The following is an 18,279-nucleotide window of genomic DNA, read 5'->3' on the forward strand; positions in this document are numbered from 1 at the left end:
CGTGAACGCTCAATTCGAGCATACTATCCGATACCTATGTTTAGCGAGAAACATAGCCCGTGCAGCGCCTGAGTCGGTCTACTCCACCTCCAGGACACTCACCTATACGATGGTCAACCTGCGCCACTAACAGATACGGCAAGGGGCATATGCGTTGCTGACTTATTGGTGATTCCAACAACCCTTGCCGCTGTAACTGAAGCTGTCATTTTTATGGAGTGCATATGAAAGCTGTTGTCTATAACGAGTCGGTTCCGCTCGGATCGCCGGATGCCCTGACCGACACCACGTTGCCCGAGGCCGAGCCCACCGGATACGACCTGTTGGTGGAAGTTCATTCGGTCTCGGTGAACCCGGTCGATACCAAGATCCGTGGCGGCGTGCTGCCGCCCCCGGTGGTACCGAAGGTGCTGGGCTGGGATGCGTCCGGCGTGGTGCGGGCCGTGGGCGACAAAGTAACCCTGTTCAAGCCCGGCGATCCCGTCATGTACGCCGGTTCGCTGCTGCGGGCGGGTACCAACAGCGAGCTGCACCTGGTCGACGAGCGCATCGTCGGCCCGATGCCGAAGAGCCTCAGCTTCGAGGAAGCGGCCGCGCTGCCGCTGACTTCGATTACGGCGTGGGAATTGCTATTCGACCGTTTGCAAGTGCCCGAAGGCAAAGACCCTATCGGAAAGCTGCTGGTCATTGGCGGTGCCGGCGGCGTCGGCTCCATACTGATCCAGCTGGCGCGCCAGCTGACCGGCCTTACCGTGGTCGCCACGGCGTCGCGGCCGGAAACCCAGGAGTGGGTACGCGAGCTTGGTGCCCACCATGTGATCGACCACACCAAGCCGATGCCGGCGCAACTGCGCGGCCTTGGCATTGACGGGGTCGATTACGTGGCGAGCCTGACCCATACCGACAAGCACCTGGTTGAAATCGCCGAGATGCTGGCGCCGCAGGGGAAGCTTGGGCTGATCGATGACCCCGTGTCGCTCGACGTGCCGATCCTCAAGCCCAAAAGCATCTCGCTGCGCTGGGAGTTGATGTACACCCGCTCGATGTACCAGACCCCGGACATGATCGAACAGCACGATATTCTGGTCCGGGTCGCCGAGTTGGTCGACGCCGGCGTGCTGCGCACGACGTTGGCGGACCATTTCGGCACCATTAACGCGGCCAATCTTGGCCGCGCCCATGCCTTGATCGAGAGCGGCAAGGCGCGCGGCAAGATTGTGCTGTCCGGCTTTTGAGATTTTGAGGAGTGAGGTCCATGACGACTGTATCGTGATCGTGGACTTCATCCACGTCGAGAAGCTTTACCCGCCAAACGCCGACTGAGCGGCGCTTCGCGAAGGTAAGGACGCGTGGTACGCCGACTTGGTCACCCCGCTTCGGGACTGGAGCTTCTTGGCGTCGAATTCACTCAGCGATCTTCGTCACGATCGCATGTCGGGCGGCGATTCCCTGCTCGGAACGCTGCTTCGCGATCTCCACGATCGCCCGTGCCTTGACCTCGACCATCAGCAGGGTCAGCGCAATTACGAAGACCGCGTCGCTGAATCCCTCGAAGCGATCAAGTCCAAGCTCGGCACCAGATGTTTCCGCGGCGGTAGGTTGGTCACGCCTATTACGTTGCATCATGTGGAGTCCTTTCTCCCACACGGAGATGCTCCTCCGGCACGGGACGCACGTTTTTTCTGACAATCTGAATACGTCCTGCCATGGCAAGTTGCAAGATAAGCATCGCATTGTCCTCTACTAAGTATGACCGCTCTTGTGTAGGGTTGTAGGACGCCCCCTAACCTGTGGGGCGCGTCCATGCGCTGGACGCCAGCGGACAGGCGTCGTGTTCGAGCATGGGCTTAACACTTTCACTATTCGCGACGTGCTATGTCTGGCTATCCACGCGTGCCAACCACATTGTGAATCCAATGCATCGGTACTTCGCCCACGCATTCGTCTAAGTGCTGTCCGTCTCGTCCGCGAGGCTTCGCCGAGATAATCGTGTGCAGTACCGCACGGCTCGCCCAAAGCATTCTCACTGAGCCCACTACGCGCAACATCGCGACTCCTTCAGCAAGTCTCTTCCATGAGCTTCGGCTGTCCTAAGCACTGCTGTGCATGTCCATCGGACTCTTTTGACGCTACGTGTTGACGGCGCATGTTTTGGACGACTTGCTGCGGAGACGGTGTAAAGGGGCTAAGCGGCTCGGTCAACGTACCTGGCATTCGTATAGACACCGCGAGAGCCTGTGAAGTAAGGAAAATGTCTTGCCTCTTCCAAGGGGGTGTCTCTGTTCGGAGACACGCTGACAGCGACTAGCCCCGTATGCCTCGACGCTCGTATGCATCCACGGCTCCGTGTCACCGCATCAGAAGGATCGGCCCGCTTCCGTGCTGTCACCGACATTGCGGAACGCGGTCGCGAGAGGCACTGCATCGACCGGTTGCTCGTCAAAATGCGTGATGTCCAACAATCGTCTATGCTGCGGCTGTGTCGATTTCAAGGGTTCAGAGGAGTCACGATGCAGGTGTTAGCGACGATCCTCGCTCACGAAGCCGTAGAACCGGAGTCGGGCGAGCTTCTTCGATTCATATTTTCGATCAGCGACGAGCTGAATACGCAGCCCGTACGCAACGTCGTTTCGCTGCATACCGCACGTGTATTGGCAAGCGAGTTGATACCCGATTCCGCGGTTGCCCAGATGGTCGTAACCATCGTTCGGACCGACCCGGCCGACTATGACAGCTTGGTCGGCAAAGCATTCCGACATGCGTAGCTGACTCAACCGCGCGGCCGGGAGCCGATTCGAGGCGCGCTGATTACGCGACGCGCTAAAAGTGGCTAGCGTTCGCCGTCGGCAAGACGACCGGGAACGGGCGTCTCAAGTTGGCGGCAAAAGTTGCCGCTCCGTTATTGCTGCGTGGCGAGAAGCAAAACTCGACTTCTCTGGCGCCTCGCACTTATCAATCGGTCGACGAGGCTCCTTTGGACGTCAGCACTATGGCAGGCTGCAGAGCGGACGCATTAGGAATTCAATGGACCGGACACACGCGCTAGAGAAAAAATAAACGGACATTCCAGCGTTCATCCGTTGCCGAAACGCGCGCACGTAGAAACGCACAGGTCCCCGCCATGCCTTCGTCACCCACTCGATTATCGCGTTCGTGTTGCTTGTCCTCGCCTGTGCCTTCCTTGTCAATTCAACGAAAAGGCCACTATTCCCCAACATGATCGGAACTTTGGGACCTGTCACTTTCGCCTAACCTGCGAGTATCGGTGCGTGTCGTTGCAATCAGCACCGGTCAATCGCGCGCTGTTATGAACAACAGCCTAAGCCCGCTTTCTGCAAGGTTATGGTGAAACCAGTCCAACTTACCGCCGCGACAAGCGCGGCACTCGCCCTCTTCCTGTCCGCCTGTGGCGGAAGCACCTCACCGTCCACTTCGGGCGCCGTGTATTTGGGACCCGTTGCCAATGCTTCCGTGAGCGCCTTTGCAATCGCACCGGACGGCTCCGTGGCCGACACGCCGCTCGCGACGGGCACGACTCGCAGCGACGGCACGTTTTCTCTTCTCGGCAATCTACGCTACCCCGTGCTCATTCGGGTGACAGGCGGCGCCTATGAAGAAGAATCGACGGGCGAAACAGCCACGATGCCGGGCGAGATCGACGCCGTGTATCTCAGCACGCCGTCACAGATGATCGTCTCCGCCTATTCGAATGCCGTGGTCGCGGATGCGCGTGCGGCGGGTGGCCTCACTGCCAGCAACGTCGCTGCTGCGATGTCGCGCGTGAATGCCTTCGCTGGCGACATCGACGTGCAGCAGACGGCTCCTTCCTTCGTCACGGCGAATGCGGCGAGCGGATCGGCTGGCGTATCGAACGGCGCGAAGATGGCGCTCGCGCTCGGCGCGGAATCGCAGAGCCGGACGTCGACGGGTGTTTCCATCGCCGACAGCACGCAGAACATCGTAAGCCAGTCCGCGAACGGCGACACGCTCGCCGAATGCAACGCAGGCGCGGGCAATCCGTCGGATGACGGTACGATCGCCGCGCCCGCCGGCGCCAACTGTGCGCTCAGCACGGGCGTGGTGGATTTCATGGGCAATTCGCGCAATCGTTCGGGCATCACATCGCTCGCAGCGCTCAAGCAGATCATTCCGGGCAGGGCCGCCAACATTACGGTGAGCAGCCAGGCGTGCCACGATCGCATCGCGCTCTACAGCGAACAGCGCGCGCTCTTCACGGCCCGCCGCGACGATGTGCAGGCGCGGTTGGGTGGCACCCTGACGTCGGACAACTGGGCGAGCTTCGCGGACGCAGGTTCGTGGGGACCGCGCGCCACGCAATACGGCGCCATCGCGACCAGTTCGTGCGCCGCCGACGGCCCCACCTTCCAGCGCGAACTGCTGATGGCCGTCGAAAACTACTGGGTCGACCAGAACCTCAACTATTGCCACCATCACATTCCTGGCTGGGTGCCGCCCGCCAGCCAGCCCTCGTACTTCAACTCGACGCTGCACTCGTCGAAGATGACCTGCGCGCCGAATCGTCAGAGCAACGGTGTACAGACGACCACGCCCCTCGCGAAGGCCGATACCAAATGGCAAGGCGTCGATTGCTCGGACTTCACGTCGTGGGCCTACAACTTCGCGGGCGTCACGCACGCAACCGGAAACCTGCAGACCGGCATCGGTACGCAGGCATGTTCGATCGGCACCGACCCGCTGGTGTCCGTCACCGATCAGGCGGGCGTCCTCCTCGACATCAACCAGGACAACATCGAGCAACTGGTCGATCACTTGCGACCGGGCGACCTGTTGTACATCACGGAATCCGCGCTGCCGAAATCTGCACCTGCGAACGTGGCGTCCGGATTCGTAGTCTCGCATGTGGTGACATGGACGGGGATGCGTTTCAGCGACCTGCGTAACGGACCGGAAGGTCAGTACTACGATCCCGCGACGGCCGGTCAGCTCGGCTCCCGTCTCGGCGGCGACTTCGCGAAGTACTTCAAGCGCGCTGACGGTTCGAAGACGAAGGTCGATCTGTCGCAACTGGGTACGACCGACATGGACCCGTGGATGATCATCGACAGTCACTTCGCGGGGCCCGCGTATCGCCCGTTCATTCAGAAGACGTCGAAGCTGGGTGCGGACTGGTATGTAACGAGCCTGTCGAATGTGCGCCGCATTATCGACGCCGACTCTGCCCGCAGCGATCCCGACCTCGCACCCCTCATCATTACCAAGGAAGCGACGAAGCAGGGGCAGTTCAGCAAGATGGTCACCTTGAGCTCGCAGCAGTCGCGTGATTCGTCGGCGGGACACAAGCTCGTCTATCAGGTCTCCGGCGCAACGGGTACGCCGACGTGCTACCGCGTCGCGACAAAGACGCTCGATGCCGCGACCGCTTCCACAACGGCCGCCAGGTAACACGCCAACTGCGCCGCCCAACGGCGGCGCTTCACATCCATCTCACGTGGGGGCACCGGCAACGCGTTCGTTCTGAACGTCGTGTGTCTGCACGTGACGCATTGACGCCTCAAGTTCCTGGGCATCAAGCCGTAATGCAAACGCAAGCACGATGCAATCCCGGCACTCCACGGTGCCAAGCGGGTGCACACGCACGCGCGCATCGGAAAAAGATCGGAACAAGAAAGGACACAACGCAATGAACAACAAGCAATCGACGAATGCGCGTCGACGGCACGCCAGTTTCGCGCGCGCCACCCTGGGCGCTAGCGTCGCCTTCGCGCTCGCGGCCACGCTCGCCGCCTGCGGCAGCGACAACACCAACGCGGTCGTCGACGCGCCTGTCACGCGTGCCGGCACGCTGACCATCACCAACGGCGACGGCTCACTAGCATCCTGCACGGTCAACAAGGACGGCACCGTTGGCGGATGCGTCGCACAGATCGCTGCGGGTCTTTCCGCTCCCGGCAGCATCGACGCCGCGAATGGACGCTTCTATGTGTCGAATCTCGGCACCCATACGGTCGCGGCCTGCACATGGCCGAACAGCGGGACGCCCGCCTGCACCACGTTTGCAGGCAACGGCGCGCTCAATCGCCCGATGGGCGTGGCCGTATCCGGCTCGTATGTGTACCTCACCAACGCGAACAACACCGTGGCCGTCTGCTCCGGCGCGGACAGCGGCCAGCTGAACGGCTGCAAGGCGCCCGCCGCGAACGGGTCGTTCAACGGTCCCGTCGGCGTGGTCGCCGATGCGAAGTACGTGTATGTCGCGAACCAGCAGAACGACACGGTCGCAACATGCAGCATCGGCTCGGACGGTTCGCTCTCCGGCTGCACGACGAGCGACGGCGGCAAGACCTTCAACGCGCCGACGGGCATCACCGTCGCGAACAAACGGCTCTTCGTCACCAACACGGGCGACAACTCGATCACCAGCTGCGCGATCGGCAACGACGGCACGCCTGGCGCATGCACGAAGACGCAGGACACCACGAATCTGGCCGCCCCCATCGACATCAGCGTGAACGGCACCACGGCCTATGTGACCAACCTCGCGAACAACTCGCTTGCTGCCTGCTCGATCAACGCAAGCGGCGTCATCGCGTCGTGCGTAGCCGGAAGCGCGGGCAACACGATGATGTATCCCGCGGGCATCATCTTCGTCGCCAACGCGTCCTGATCGCTCAACAAGAATCACAGGAAATGATTGTGAAAAAGATTGCTTTGGCGGTGCTGGCCGCGACCTTCGCCTCGAGCGCGAATGCGGGCATGGATACCGTCGTTCATTTCGCGAACTTCTCGCCGTACAACGTCACCGTGAACTTCACACCGGGCGACAACACCTGCTGGTACGACACGACGGGTGACGACGATGGCCGCGTGCAGGAGTACTTTGGCTACTATCGCCGCAGCGCGGTCTCCGACAAGGGCTACCTCAGCTACATGACGGCGTTCAATAATTCGTTTGGCTTGACCGACCTCGCGACGATCACTGCCTATCCGATGAACACGTCCATCAACCTGGGCCCTGCGACGCAGACGACCAAAGTCAACATGGTCATGTTCAAGGGCGAGACGTCCGCGAACCTGATGGGCGGCTGCAAAGACCAGACGTCGTCGCGTGGCTTCGACATCACGCTCACGGACAAGTCGGGCAACAAGCTCAGCCAGCGTCACTACGTGCTCTCCGATCCGCCCGGTAGCGCGTGGACGCTGAGCCGCACGAAGGTCGGATCGAATGACATCGAGGAAACGCAGACGCTGGGTTCGGGCGGTGTCGGGAATCCTCTGGAAATCGCGATGGCGGCAGGCACGGTTATCCTGACTGCCGTGAGCCTTGGCACAGCCGGCCCGGAAGCGCTCGCCGCACGCGCAATGTTCAGCGTGACGGCGCGCGAAGTCGCCGCTTACGGCGTTGAGATGAGTGTGCGCGGCGAATTCTTTTCATTCGTGATGACGGGCGCCGTCGTGCGTAACGAGTTCGGCCGTGCCGCGATCAACTGGGCCGCTAATCGCGCAACGACCGTCTTTGCGCGCACGATGTATTCCGTGCTCGCAAACGGCATTTTCTTCGTCTACAAGACGCAGAAGAAGGACGGTGACCCGACGCAACTCGTCGCCGGACAGGACGCGCCCGATTACGATTCGGCAGGCCTCGATTTCAGCAGCCCGACTATCACGCCGCTGGGCGGTCTTCCGAATCAACGTTCGATCTGCACTTATCAGACGTCGACGCTCGGCCTCGTTACGGAATGCCGGATGGTCGGTGTGAGTCTTGGCATCGTCGCCGACGGCTCCCTGATCTTCGCGCCGCTGCCTTCCGTCGGCTCCGGCGACTGAATCGCCTGCCATGCGAAGCAGCCGCCATGCTCACTCACGCTTGCGAGCGAAGCGGCTGCGGCGCTGGCGATGAGCGCGTCCTCGAAGGCAGCCCGCTGCCTACTCAGCGAGACGCGCTGAATCCGTCATTCGCGCACCGGCCGACAGCGCAAACGAGGCGCGCTTGTCTCGCGCCTCGTTGACGGGCGAGCGCCCGACAAACCGGTTGAACTGGCGGCTGAACCGACGTGCGCGCAATAACTCGAACGAGCCGCAGCCATCATGTGTCTGCTACGTTCGTTGGCACGAACCACACGCCTACCTGAAAGGCGTCCAAGACGTGACTGCCAACCCTCAGGGCTAGGGATATCGCAACATTGCCCTTAGGCTGATCTGCTTGATGGGCTCGATGTTCGCGGCTCAGGTGCCCTCAGGCAATGAAGGTCCGTAGTAGGTTCTTCAGACTTCCTTAGACATCGGCTGGTCCGCTGCGGCATCCCAGATCCCCATCGCGTCGGTCACGGCCTTCTCGATGACGGCATGCCGGACACGATCGCGGGCGAGTACAGACAGTCCCTGGAAAAAGCAGTCGAGCGCGATGGACAGTGATGCCGGATCCGTGCTGCTGCGCAGTTCCCCACTCTTGATGCCCCGTGCTACGCAGGCGCGGAAGCCGGCGCGCGTGCGACTGCGCACCTCACGAAGCAACTGGGTGACGGCTTCGCTGCCTGTGGAACTGGCCCCGACAACGCCCAGCGCGACCATACAGCCTTTCGGGTGGCCGCTTTCAGTCTGCATCCTTGCCGACCGGAGCAGCGCCAGGAGCACGCCCTCCCGTGGCGGAATCGACGTGTCATGGAGACTACGGGTCACCTTGCCGTAAATCTCCATGTATCGCTCCAGCGCCTCCTTGTACAGCGCCTCCTTGGACTCGAAGGCCGCATAGAAGCTGGGCGCGGAAATGCCCCCGCCGATCGCCGCCTTCAACTGCGACAAGGACGTCGATTCATAGCCATGCTCCCAGAACAGGTGCATCGCCGAAATGATCGCCGCATCGCGGTCGAACGTGCGTGGCCGACCCCGCTGAACCATGAACATCTCCGTCAGTCAAAGTTTATATACTAGTCGATACACAATATTTGGGCAAGTCGCGACTTACAACCTCTCGCGCATGGCACCGGGCCGTACAAAAGGGCAGTTGACACGGCCTTTCAAGCGCGCTTATATTTGTACCACTCGGTATGTAAAGCCAGAGCAGCGCGGGGTCACCACACGAACCCCGCATTTTTCGCTATTTGTATACCAATCGGTACGTAAAAACCAAATGTCCAAAGATCTCGAAGCACGCCTTGACGCCATCGAAAGCCGCTTCGCCATCGATGCGCTGATCGCTAACTACGCCGAGGCGTTCGACACCATGAACATCGAGCTGCTGGCCACTCTCTGGCATCCCGAATCGCGACTGCACCTGGGCGCAAACGGCAACTCCGACGGCCTGGAGGCCATCCTGGCGCAAGCACGCATCAACATGAAGCGCATGCCACATATGCATCACTGGATGGCGAATGCCCTGATCACGGTGGACGGTGACAACGGCCACGGCCTGGTGGCGGCGGACTGTCTTTTTTACGACGTCGATAAGGGCACCCTCCAGGTGAGCGGCCAATACCGCGACGTCTATCAGCGACGCGAAGGCCGCTGGGCATTCCTGGAGCGCACCTTCACCATGCACTACGCCACGCCGCTCCAGAACTGGCACCCCATCACAGGAACCGAACGCTTCGGCCGTCCGGCCTGACGCGGTCCGCCGCCGCCGAAACCTATGCATACGACAACCTCCTCTACGCGTCGATGGTCGGCGTTCGCGGTATTGCTGGTGGGAGCATTTCTGCCTCCGCTGGACTTCTTCATCGTGAACGTCGCGCTGCCGTCGATCCAGAGCACCCTCCACACGAGCGCTGCAGAGCTGCAACTCGTCATTTCCGGATACGCCGCGGCCTACGCGGTCTTCCTTATCACAGGAGGACGGCTAGGCGATCTCTTCGGCCGGCGGAGGATCTTCCTGATCGGCGTCACGGGCTTCGGACTCACATCGGTGATCTGCGGCCTCGCATCGTCACCCGCCATACTGATCCTCGGGCGCGTGCTGCAGGGCCTGAGCGCCGCCGCCATGGCGCCGCAAGGACTGGCCTCCATTCACGCCTTGTTCCCGGAGAAGGAGCGCGCGCGCGCTTTGGGCCTCTACGGCGCCGCGGTGGGGCTGGCCGCCGTAGCCGCGCAGGCGCTCGGGGGTGCGTTGATCTCTGCGGACATCTTTCACCTGGAGTGGCGCGTCGTCTTTCTCATCAACTTGCCCGTCGTCGCCGCCGTCCTGATTTTCGGGCTGCCGTTGCTACCCGACGTCCGCGGTGACAGCCCGGCACCTGTGGACCGGATCGGGGTGCTGCTCTGCGCGCTCACGCTGGGCTTGCTCATCGTGCCGCTGGTCGAAGGGCGCGAGCTGAATTGGCCGTGGTGGGCTTGCGCCATGCTGATCGCGTGCCCCGTCGCTGCAGTAGGCTTCTGCCGATACGAGGTGGCCTACGCCCGCCGAGGCGGCGTGCCCCTGATCAGCGTGGAACTGATCCGGAGGCCTGGCCTGATGAGCGGGCTTACGGGCGTCCTCTTCTTCTACGTCGTCTCTGCTTTCTTCCTGACGTTCTCCGTCTACCTCCAGGCGGCACTGGGAATGAGCCCATTAGAGACAGGGCTGGTTTTCCTTCCGTTCGGGGTCGGCGCCTTCATTGGGCCGCTGACGACCCCACTGGCGATCCGCCTCTTCGGCGACCGCGTCCCCGCCATCGGCATGATGCTCGAGGTTGCCGGCTGCATACTCCTCGCCGCCCTCGTGGCCGGCGCGCCCGGACAGATGCCGGCTCGGTTTCCGTTGACCGGAGCGGTAGCAATCCTGGGATTCGGTCAGGGCTGGGCGCTGCCGACGCTGGTGCGCTCGGTTATCAATCGCGCACCGGCGACCGGTTCCGGGATGATCGCGGGCATCACGAATTCGGCGTTGCAAATCAGCGCAGCACTGGGTGTCGCGGTCATCGGCGGCGTCTTTTTCAGTGTCGCAGGGAGGTCACCGGATGCGCTGACCTTGGCCAGGGCACTGGTCGTCGCAATGGTGTGCGTCGGCGGCAGTCTGACCGTTTCCGCCGTCCTGTCTATCGTCGCTTCGAGATCGAGCCATCGTGCCGCTGCGAGGACCGCGCCTCGTTGAGTTGAGCCTGCCATCACTCGCGGCAAGGAGAACATCGATGCTGGCTTCGCCACGGCATGCACGGCGAGCCGCACCGGGCGACCCCCGCGGGGCGTGCTTCGCGTCGATCTCGCCGTATGCAGGCCTTGGACATGCGGGTCGAGATTGAACAGTTGGGGACACAAAGCGCGATTGCAGACCTTCCCCAATAAGTTGAAGACGGGTTTGAGTTTTGCAGGCTATCGCCGCGTCTGGGGCAGGTTACGTCGTCAGCGGGAGGGCCGAGGCATCATCCCCGTGAACGCCAAACGCGTGTATCGGATCATGCGCGTTCACGGCTTGCTGCTACCACGCAGGTCCGCTCCACCACGCCCGCAGCGTCAGCACGATGGCAAGGTCGCAGTGGCGACGAGCAACCAGCGTTAGTCTTCTGATGACGCTTAGTATCGCTGCGACAACGACGAGCCACTGCGCGCAACCGCATCAACGATACGCTGCAACAGGAGACTCTCGCAATGTTTCCAATAGGAATGGCAAGCTGATTCGAAGCAATTCAGCATGCCTTACTGTTCCAGCCAACGTTGAAAGAATGCACGTACGCAGCGCGCAATCTCGTCCGCTTTTTCATCGAGCGCGAAATGCCCTGCTTCCAGAACATTGACTTCGGCGTCCGGCACATCGGCGCAATACGCCTGCGTTTCGCTTAACATGAAAGACGGATCGTATTGTCCCCAGAGAATAAGCAGACGGGGGCGGTGCGCCCTGAGCCATGCCTGCCACGCTGGGTACGACGCGACGTTGTTCCGATAGTCGTAAAAGAGGTCGCTCTGTATTGAGAGCTGCCCCGGACGCGATAGGAAGGCGTACTCGTCGGTCCACAAGTCGGGGTCGTAGAATTCGGCATTCGGGCTTGTCCCAACGTGGCGATACCGTGCCGCCGAAAGCGACATCAGGTTCTGTTCGATGGCAGCCTGGTGCGCTGCCCGGTCGCGCCAGAACGCGCGGCGAGTTTCCCACAGTGGCCCGAGTCCGGCCTCGTGGGCTACCGCGTTCTGAACGATCAGCGACTGCACCCGCTTGGAATCAGCAAGGGCGAGCCGGAACCCGACTGGTCCACCGTAGTCCTGCAGATAGAGCGAGTACGAACCCAGACCGAGCGCCTGGACGAACCCCCTCATGACCTCGGCGATATGATCGAACGTGTAAGAGAACTCGCGCGGATCGGGGGCGTCACTGTGACCAAAACCCGGGTAGTCCGGGGCAATAAGGTGGAATTCGTCACCCAACCTTCGAAGCAGCGGCTCATACATTCGTGACGATGACGGAAAGCCGTGCATCAGGAGCAATACGCGCCGATTGTCCCAGCCCGACTCCCGATAAAAAACCGACAAGTTCTCGACCTTGATGGACCGATATCGCACTAGCATCGTATTTCGCTCCTCTGTGTGTCAGTTCGACAAACGACATGCACCGTCCTAAGGGGAGGCCATCACTCCCACCGTGAGGCGCTCGAGCACCGATGCCAGGATCATCGCGTTTGCATTGGATACGTCGGCGCTTCGTCTTGGCACGTAGACGGCGTCACCTCGGCTTATCGGCAGCCCGCTCATCGCACAATGCCCCGTTCTGCGCGCAACTGCTGTCCTCCATGCCTGGTCTGGATAACAACAACGCGTGGCATCTCGCCAGTAGAGCGTCGCGGTGCTGGCTGTCGGGCGGTCCACAACGCTGATGAGAAGGGAATCGCCGAACGCGCCCGGACCTTGTTGATTCGCCTTCACAGATACAGTGAGCGCGGCGCCATCCCACGATGCACGCATCATCGCGATGGTTCGCGACCAAGGGTCTCGCGTCTTCGTGCCTGTTGGCATCCTCTAGTCCTCATTCAAGAATCGTTAGAACGCGCGTGAGCCGATTCGGCAGGCATTGAGGCGGGACGCTATGCCTGCGCCGCCGCAGCCATCAATTCGCCCGTTAAGCGCCATCAACATGGGAAGCCGCCGTCATTGGGGCGTTCTTAGGTGGTCGGGACGGGCAGGCCCATTGCATCGGCGTCCATGCATCCATGACCGTCGCACCGTTCTATCTGACACGGCTGCGCGCCTTTCCAAGTGCCGCTCATGCAAAGGTCCGGTCAACCGCCGAACAGATCAGCCGTCCAGCCAGCAACGTCTGGTTCAGGTCACTCTCGCAATAGGCGTGACGTGATCCCACATTTATCGGACTTCCCCATCGATCAGCCGGGGCACGTGTGCAGGGTTCGCCGCTCTAAGGGCTTCCGGCAGCAGCTCGTCCGGAAATCCCTGGTAGCACACGGGCCGAAGAAAGCGCTCGATCGCGCTCATGCCGACGGACGTGAACCGTGAATCCGACGTTGCCGGAAAAGGCCCTCCATGAATCGAGGCATACGACACTTCTTGCGGATGCGAAAATGCATTGACGACAATACGCCCTGTCCGTCGTTCGAGTACCGGAAGAAGACGTGCGGCAAGCGCATAATCGGCGGGCTCGATGTGCATGGTCGCGGACAACTGTCCACGCAGCTGCTTAGCGATCTCTTCCATTTGCCCGAAATCCGTTAAGCGAACCAGAAGCGCTGCCGGGCCGAACAATTCTTCCGAAAGCGACGGCACGTCGAGCAATTGCGCTCCTTCGACCTGAAAGAGAACCGCTTCCCCTTCCCACGGCCCTCGTTCGTCACCACCTGTTGCGATGCGCTTTGCTCCAGTTCCTGCGCGCCGCTCGACGCCTTTCCGATACGCCACGTTTATCGCTGGTGTCAGCATGGTTCGCGCGTGCATTGCCTGCACGCGCGCTATCATCGCGTTCCGCAACTCGTCGAAGCCGGCACCGGCAATCGCAAGCAGGATTGCAGGCTTGAGGCACGCTTGCCCGACGTTGACGAGCATGCGTTCGGCGAAGCCATCTCCGATGCCAGCCCCCCGCGCGGCAAGCGCCGCCGGCAAGACGAAAGTCGGATTGACGCTCGTCATTTCTGTGAAGACGGGGATAGGATCCGAACGTTGCTGTGCGCGCTGGAATAGCGCCATGCCTCCAGCCTCTGACCCAGTGAACGTGACCGCCTTGATGAGCGGATGATCCACCAGCGCCTCGCCGATTTCGTTGCCGCCGCCACGCACCATCGAGAAGACGCCGCTGTGCAGGCCCGCATCCTTGACTGCCTGCAAAATCACGCGACTCTCGAGTTCCGATGCGCCAGGATGCGCGTTGTGCGCTTTCAATATCACCGGACAGCCAGCGGCCAAGGCGGATGCCGTATCCCCCCCTGCTACCGAGTAGGCGATTGGAAAATTGCTGGCGCCAAAAATGGCAACCGGCCCGAGCGCGATCTTCTGCATGCGATGATCCATCCTCGCTCGCGGCTGACGCTCGGGCAACGCGGGATCGATCGTCGCCTGACGGAACCGGCCTTGCCTGACCAGCGCGCCGAACTGGCGGAAGACTGTCGCAGACTTGATAATTTCCGCTTCGAGCTGAGCGATTGGCAAGCCCGTCTCAAGCGACGTGCGTTGCGCCAATTCCTCCTTGATCGCCTCCAGCCCATCGGCGATGCGCGCGAGGAACGAACTTCTTCGTTCGAGGGTCGTGGCGTTGTACGTGTCAAATGCTTCATCGGCGCACCGCGCGGCGCGGTCAACTTCAGCCGCACCGCCAAGAGAAAATGACGGTTCGATGTGCGCGTTGGTTGCTGGATTCAAGGCTTTCATCGTCCCGGCCGTCCCGCGTACTTCGTCACCGCCGATAAACAGATTCCCAGTGAAGTCCATGCGTACTCTCCTTGCAGCGGGCGCGCTGCGTTGCGTCAGTGCAACTGTGGCCGAGCATTGCTCATTAAGGATTCTTGTAGATAGGTCCCAGTCCAATCACGGAGTCGTCCGGAGTGGAGTAACCCGAAGGCGTTTGCATACTGCCGCTCGCACCGCCGACAGAACCTAACCCGGAATTGCCCGCCGCTTGTTGATCGCTCGTTTGAGCCGACGCAAGCGCGGGCGCGGCGATGAGCGCCGCGATAATGAATTTCTTGACGAGTTTCATCACAAGTTCCTCCAGTTTCACGGAAACGATAATTCGCTCCGTGGTGCTCCTACTCCATCGACATTCGTTACGACCTGGCGACGCACGCGCAACGCATGAGCGCAACGCATGAGCGCATTGCATAAGCGAACTTCCGTCAGCGCACCGACCGAAAGCTCGCGCGGATTTCCTCAGCGAAGGTTTGTGGTTGTTCCCACGCCGCGAAGTGACCACCCTTCGGCAGGCGGTTGTAGTGAATCAGATTGACGTATGCATTCTCGGTCCAGCTTTTCGGGGCCGCGTAAATCTCGTCTGGAAAGACGCTGACCGCTACTGGAATCGAAACATGCTTTGGCTCGAAGAAGTTGAGCTTGTTCTCCCAGTACAGGCGCGCGGACGAGATCGCCGTGCGCGTAAGCCAGTACAGCGTTACGTTATCGAGGATGTCATCGCGCGTAAGCCCTTCCTGCTGCCCCTCAAACACGCGGGCGATCAAGGCCTGACTGCTAGCATCGTGGTCGAGCATCCATGCAGCCAGCCCAATTGGGGAATCTTCGATGCCGTAGAGTGTCTGCGGTCGATTCGCCATTTCGAGCGCATAGCCGAGTCCGTGCTTGTAGAAGAAATCCAGCTGATCAAACGCGTGCTTCTCGTCTGGCGAGAGACCGGGCGGCGCAGCTTCTCCATACTTCAGCGCCTTCGCGATATTGTCGGGGACCGTAGCAGGCATGTTCGTGTGGATTGCGACCAGCCCAGGGGGCTTCAGCAGCGCCATCTGCTCGGTGACGGCATTGCCCCAGTCTCCGCCTTGCGCAACGTACCGCGAATAGTCAAGGCGCTGCATCAGGACGACCCACGCGCGCGCGATGCGCACGGGGTCCCAGCCCGTCGTGATCGGCTTCTCGGAAAACCCGTAGCCGGGTAGCGAGGGGATCACGACGTCGAAGGCATCGGCGGCCGCCCCGCCATGCGCGAGCGGATCGGTCAGCGGCCCGATGATCTTCAACTGTTCGACGATGGAGCCAGGCCATCCATGCGTGATGATGATTGGCAATGAATTTGGCTGTCTTGAACGCACGTGAATGAAGTGAATATCCAGCCCGTCGATCGAGGTAACGAACTGCGGCAATGCGTTCAATCTCGCCTCGACCTTGCGCCAGTCATATGCTGTCGTCCAGTACCGCGCGACACTTTGCATCGTCGCAATCTGAACGCCCTGCGAAGAATCGTTCACCGTTTCGCGCGTCGGCCACCGTGTCGCCTGAACCCGGCGTCGCAAGTCGGCCAGCTCCGCGTTGCTCGCGTGAATGCGCAGCTTGCGGAGGCCGGCTTTGTCGTCGGCTGGGGATTGCGAGATTTGCACCATGGGCGCGGCCGTCGTACCAGCGAACGCCCCGCGACTCCATGCACCCGCAGCGAGCACAGCCGCTGCCGCACCGATGAAGCCTCGGCGTGAAGCGGTTCGGAGGAAGTTGTCGTCGAGCATGCAAGCTCCTTTGCTGCAGTGTAGGACCGTAAGCAACCGATTACGCGCCGTGCGTGGCTTCGAGTGCCGCAATCAGTTCCGCCGTCGTCACAATCTCGTGTGCGAACGTCGGCCCGTTGAGTTCGTGCGCGGCACGCATCATCTCGCGTGTGAAGGCGGCGGTCGCATCGCGCACAAGCGTGACGTGATACCCCAGTTCCATCGCGAAGCGGCCCGTACATTCAACGCAGGTGTTGGCCAGCAGCCCGATCAGAATCACATGCGTGATGCCCTGCTGTTTCAGTTGAAAATCAAGGTCCGTGTTAGCGAAGCCGCTCTGCGCCCAGTGTTCTTTTATGATGATGTCATCGGCACTTGGCAAAAAATCTGGGTGCCATTGCCCGCCCCACGTTCCCTCTTCGAACGTATGGCGCTGCTGAATGCGCCGCTGCGTCGGATTCGGATGATTCCAGTTCTCGTAATCGCCCGGTCGCCATCGCCGATGCGGCACGTGCAGTACTTGCACGCGCGCGCGGCGCGTAGCGGCGACAATCGCGCGCATATGGTCCAGCAGGCCAACGTCTTCGGCAATCTCTTTGACCATTGGAAAGATCTTGCCGCCGTCAGAAAGAAAATCGTTGTACGGATCGATCAGCAATAATCCTGTGCGCTCAGCGCAATAAGAAAGATCGGCCATTCTTTTCTCCGGTTTGAGCGTCACGCGCTCTTCGCACGATGGAGCACCTCGACAATCTGACTGCTGAATCGTTGATCGCCCGGCTCGACATCAGGCGACAGGCGGGCCGTGACCTCCTGAAGGACCCAGCGGTTGCCGTCCGGATCACTGAACATCGCGAACGAGCCATAGCTTTTCCGACCTGGACTCGCGCCGCTTGAACGTCCCTTTCCGTCGGCTCGGTGAAAGACACCGCCTGCATCGTGAAACAGCTCGCTAACTTCAACTCCGCGACTCAGGAGTTCCATACGAGCGGCAACGATGTCCGGAACAACTAAATAATGTCCGCGCGCGGAGCCCGGAGCGGCGTCGGTCACGTTCTGGCCGAAGATAACGGAGCACTCCGAACCGGTCGGCGTGAACTGGACGACGCGATAGCCATCGTCGGTTTTGAAGTCGACGTCGAGCCGCCATCCAAGACCACCATAGAACTGCTTCGCGCGGTCGGTGTCCGACACTGGGATGACGACGATCTCGAGCTTCATGTCGAGACTGTGCTGGTTCATCGTTGACTCCTTGCTTGCGTTGTCTTGTGCGTCGATGAAGAACGGCCTGTCGCTCAAACGCTATTGATTGCGAATCGGACTAATGACCCGGCTCACTCACCGTCAGCCGGTTATCGACACGACCCACGCCGGACACCTTTGACGCCGCAGCGCCGGCGGCCTCGATCTGGACTTGATCCGGCGCGCTACCGGCAAGCGTGACGGTGCTGCCGCGTGAGACAACGTTAATGCGGGAAGCGTCTAGTCCGCGCGTGTGCGTGAAGGACTGTCGGACGGCGTGGCTCAGCGCACGATTTTCCGCGCGGATCTGTTTCTTGGTAGGCGCATCAACGCCGGTGGTAGAAAGATCAGCGGCGAAGGCCGTTGGCATTTCCGCCAGCAACGTCGCGGAGAACGCCGTCACGGCCGCCATGGAAAAGATGAACGCTCGCGTTTGCATGCCTTGGCTCCTGAGGGTGACGACCCGGCGTAACACGCAAGGTCGGAGATCAGGCTCTATTACAGGCATTTTTTT

At 61.1% G+C, this 18,279-nt stretch carries 17 protein-coding genes and 1 pseudogene; 8 read left to right on the plus strand and 10 right to left on the minus strand.

Annotated features, from left to right (window positions below):
• The first annotated feature begins 224 nt into the window (after positions 1–224).
• Entirely contained in the window at positions 225–1,235 is a 1,011-nt protein-coding gene (locus BG57_RS12460) for a zinc-binding alcohol dehydrogenase family protein (protein ID WP_035963408.1), read from the plus strand.
• Between the two features lie 169 nt (positions 1,236–1,404).
• Here the strand turns inward: BG57_RS12460 and BG57_RS33755 are convergent, their stop codons facing one another.
• Positions 1,405–1,626: a hypothetical protein gene (locus tag BG57_RS33755; RefSeq protein WP_035963410.1), complete on the minus strand. Its 222-nt coding sequence runs from the start codon at positions 1,624–1,626 to the stop codon at positions 1,405–1,407.
• Between the two features lie 704 nt (positions 1,627–2,330).
• Here BG57_RS33755 and BG57_RS32545 point away from each other — a divergent pair.
• The 4 genes from BG57_RS32545 (at position 2,331) to BG57_RS12485 (ending at position 7,806) form a co-directional block, all read left to right on the plus strand.
• Positions 2,331–2,765, plus strand: a complete 435-nt coding sequence (locus tag BG57_RS32545; RefSeq protein WP_152562577.1) for a hypothetical protein — start codon at positions 2,331–2,333, stop codon at positions 2,763–2,765.
• 577 nt (positions 2,766–3,342) lie between these two features.
• On the plus strand, positions 3,343–5,424 hold the full coding sequence (locus BG57_RS12475) for a hypothetical protein (protein ID WP_371875873.1): 2,082 nt from the start codon (positions 3,343–3,345) through the stop codon (positions 5,422–5,424).
• A 238-nt stretch (positions 5,425–5,662) separates the two neighbouring features.
• Positions 5,663–6,646 carry a lactonase family protein gene (locus BG57_RS12480; protein WP_035963413.1) on the plus strand — a complete coding sequence of 328 codons (984 nt, stop codon included), beginning with the start codon at positions 5,663–5,665 and terminating at the stop codon, positions 6,644–6,646.
• Between the two features lie 29 nt (positions 6,647–6,675).
• The gene (locus BG57_RS12485; protein ID WP_152562578.1) at positions 6,676–7,806 is read left to right on the plus strand and encodes a hypothetical protein; all 1,131 of its coding nucleotides are present in this window, start codon (positions 6,676–6,678) and stop codon (positions 7,804–7,806) included.
• A 438-nt stretch (positions 7,807–8,244) separates the two neighbouring features.
• On the opposite strand, the gene BG57_RS12490 is transcribed toward BG57_RS12485, so the two are convergent.
• Positions 8,245–8,877 (minus strand): TetR/AcrR family transcriptional regulator, encoded by a 633-nt coding sequence (locus tag BG57_RS12490; RefSeq protein ID WP_035963574.1) that lies wholly within the window; start codon positions 8,875–8,877, stop codon positions 8,245–8,247.
• 232 nt (positions 8,878–9,109) lie between these two features.
• Here BG57_RS12490 and BG57_RS12495 point away from each other — a divergent pair, with 232 nt between their 5' ends.
• The 3 genes and pseudogenes from BG57_RS12495 to BG57_RS32995 all read left to right on the plus strand — a co-directional run.
• Positions 9,110–9,583, plus strand: a complete 474-nt coding sequence (locus BG57_RS12495) for a nuclear transport factor 2 family protein (protein ID WP_035963417.1) — start codon at positions 9,110–9,112, stop codon at positions 9,581–9,583.
• 24 nt (positions 9,584–9,607) lie between these two features.
• Positions 9,608–11,044: an MFS transporter gene (locus BG57_RS12500; RefSeq protein WP_035963419.1), complete on the plus strand. Its 1,437-nt coding sequence runs from the start codon at positions 9,608–9,610 to the stop codon at positions 11,042–11,044.
• A gap of 216 nt (positions 11,045–11,260) precedes the next feature.
• Positions 11,261–11,527: pseudogene (locus BG57_RS32995) on the plus strand (IS3 family transposase); the annotation flags it as partial.
• A 59-nt stretch (positions 11,528–11,586) separates the two neighbouring features.
• Here the strand turns inward: BG57_RS32995 and BG57_RS12505 are convergent.
• The 8 genes from BG57_RS12505 to BG57_RS12535 all read right to left on the minus strand — a co-directional run bounded on the left by BG57_RS12505 (position 11,587) and on the right by BG57_RS12535 (position 18,204).
• Positions 11,587–12,450: an alpha/beta fold hydrolase gene (locus tag BG57_RS12505; protein WP_035963420.1), complete on the minus strand. Its 864-nt coding sequence runs from the start codon at positions 12,448–12,450 to the stop codon at positions 11,587–11,589.
• A gap of 48 nt (positions 12,451–12,498) precedes the next feature.
• Positions 12,499–12,894 carry a DUF3331 domain-containing protein gene (locus tag BG57_RS31540; RefSeq protein ID WP_075583125.1) on the minus strand — a complete coding sequence of 132 codons (396 nt, stop codon included), beginning with the start codon at positions 12,892–12,894 and terminating at the stop codon, positions 12,499–12,501.
• Between the two features lie 345 nt (positions 12,895–13,239).
• Positions 13,240–14,811 carry an aldehyde dehydrogenase (NADP(+)) gene (locus BG57_RS12510; protein ID WP_035963421.1) on the minus strand — a complete coding sequence of 524 codons (1,572 nt, stop codon included), beginning with the start codon at positions 14,809–14,811 and terminating at the stop codon, positions 13,240–13,242.
• Between the two features lie 64 nt (positions 14,812–14,875).
• On the minus strand, positions 14,876–15,079 hold the full coding sequence (locus BG57_RS12515; RefSeq protein WP_035963422.1) for a hypothetical protein: 204 nt from the start codon (positions 15,077–15,079) through the stop codon (positions 14,876–14,878).
• Between the two features lie 136 nt (positions 15,080–15,215).
• On the minus strand, positions 15,216–16,544 hold the full coding sequence (locus BG57_RS12520; RefSeq protein ID WP_035963424.1) for an epoxide hydrolase family protein: 1,329 nt from the start codon (positions 16,542–16,544) through the stop codon (positions 15,216–15,218).
• Between the two features lie 40 nt (positions 16,545–16,584).
• Positions 16,585–17,220, minus strand: a complete 636-nt coding sequence (locus BG57_RS12525; protein WP_035963576.1) for a cysteine hydrolase family protein — start codon at positions 17,218–17,220, stop codon at positions 16,585–16,587.
• Positions 17,221–17,240: 20 nt separating this feature from the next.
• A complete protein-coding gene (locus BG57_RS12530; protein ID WP_035963578.1) occupies positions 17,241–17,765 on the minus strand; it encodes a VOC family protein in 525 nt (174 codons plus the stop codon).
• 79 nt (positions 17,766–17,844) lie between these two features.
• Positions 17,845–18,204: a BON domain-containing protein gene (locus tag BG57_RS12535; protein WP_035963580.1), complete on the minus strand. Its 360-nt coding sequence runs from the start codon at positions 18,202–18,204 to the stop codon at positions 17,845–17,847.
• Between the last annotated feature and the right edge of the window lie 75 nt (positions 18,205–18,279).

The organism is Caballeronia grimmiae (assembly GCF_000698555.1).
Classification (GTDB): domain Bacteria; phylum Pseudomonadota; class Gammaproteobacteria; order Burkholderiales; family Burkholderiaceae; genus Caballeronia; species Caballeronia grimmiae.